Source organism: Streptomyces phytophilus (assembly GCF_013870535.1).
In the GTDB taxonomy this organism is placed as follows: Bacteria; Actinomycetota; Actinomycetes; order Streptomycetales; family Streptomycetaceae; genus Streptomyces; species Streptomyces phytophilus.
In genome coordinates, this window is the sequence record NZ_JACBXC010001297.1 from 1 (window position 1) to 1,660 (window position 1,660).

Genomic DNA, 1,660 nt, shown 5'->3' on the forward strand with positions numbered 1-1,660 from the left:
GAGGCGTACGACGCCGGGGACGGCGGCGTCGGCGGTGCGGGTCGGGGTGCGGGTCGTGGTCGTCGGTGTGACGCGCGTAGCCTCGCTGCCGCGGCATGCCGGGCGCGTCCCCGTCTTCGTACAGAGTGTCGTCCCAGCCGAGCTCGCGGGCTCTGTCGGGGCGACCGTTCGCTCCGCTACCGCGGACATTGCTGCGGCGCATGGGGCCTCCTGGTCGATCGCGGACGTGCGGTGTCCAGTCCGCACGTACGCCTCACTTCGCACAGACGTTCTTGTCTCCGGCCTTGACGTTCTGCACCCCGTCCGGCGCCTTCTCCGGTGCCTCGACCGGGGTGCCCGGCGCGGCGAAGTCCTCGCCGAGCGTGAGCGTCATGGATCCTTCGGCCCCTGCGTTCTCCCCCGTCTTCTTCATTGCCGACTTCGGCAGTCCCATCATGTCGGCCAGCCGCGCGGCCTGTTCGGCCTGGTCAGGGCCGTACTCAAGCCGGGTCTCGGGCAGCTCGGAGGCGTTGCCCGCCTCGGCGGCGTAGCCCACGCCCTCCTCCACCAGCCACGTGGCGGTGGCCGACGCCATGCCGGACTCCCCGCCGCCGTTGACGACGTCGACCCTCACCTCCCCGGGCTCCGACTTCTTCACCGGCTTGCCCTTCTTGCCCTTCTTCGCCCCGTCGAACGGCTTGTCCGCGTCGAGCAGTTTGAAGAGCGGCTTGGCCTTGGCCTCATCCATAAGGACCGTCGCGTCGTCCTCAGGGTTGTCCAGGACCGGCAATGTCGCGAAAGTAATCTCGTCCTGGGGCACCTTCTTGAGGTCGTTGGCCAGGTCCATGAGCTTCTTGGCGCTGCCGATGCCGGAGTCGACGGTGAGCGCCTTGGTGGCGGCGTCGGCGAGGTCGTACATCTTCTTCGGATTGCTGAGCGAGCCGCCGGACTTCATCTTGCGGATGAGCGAGCTGAGGAACTGCTGCTGCAGCTCGATCCGGCTCAGGTCGCTGCCGAAGCCGACCGAGTAGCGGGTGCGGACGAAGGCGAGCGCCTCCTCGCCCTCGATCGTGTGCCTGCCCGCCGGCAGGTTGAGCTTGGACTTGGGGTCGTCGATGTCCTCCGCGAGGCACACCTCGACGCCGCCGACCGCGCTGGACAGGTCCTTGACCGCGTTGAAGTCGGCGAGGATGAAGTGGTTGACGTCGAGACCGGTCAGCTGCTCGACGGTCTTCCAGGTGCAGCCCGGGTCGCGGCCGAACTGGCCGAGGCTCTCGTTGAACTTGGTGCCGTACGTCCCCGGGATGGTCTTCCAGCTCCCGTCCTCCTGCTTGGTCTTGCAGTCGGGTATGTCGGTGATCATGTCCCGCGGGATGCTCATCGCGGTGGCGTTGGTGCGGTCCTCGGAGACGTGGAACAGCAGGGTGGTGTCGGCGTGGCCGGGGCTGTTCATGTCGCCGTAGCCGTCGTTGCCCTTGCCGGTGCGCTTGTCCGTGCCCATCACGAGGATGTTGACCGGGCCGTCGATGACCGCCGCGTGATCCTCGCCGGCGACCTCGACCTTGTCTATGTTGCCGTTGAGCTTGCGGTAGACGAGGTACGCGGCGGTGCCCACGGCGAAGAGCACGATCGCCAGGCCGCCGGCGACCCAGATGAGCGCCTTCTTCTTCTTGCTCTTGCG

General features: G+C 67.7%; 1 protein-coding gene. It reads right to left on the reverse strand.

The window, feature by feature from the left end:
• Positions 1-253 precede the first annotated feature (253 nt).
• The coding region (locus H5J30_RS31755) for an LCP family protein (RefSeq protein WP_258563626.1) at positions 254-1,660 on the reverse strand (1,407 nt) is incomplete at its 5' end.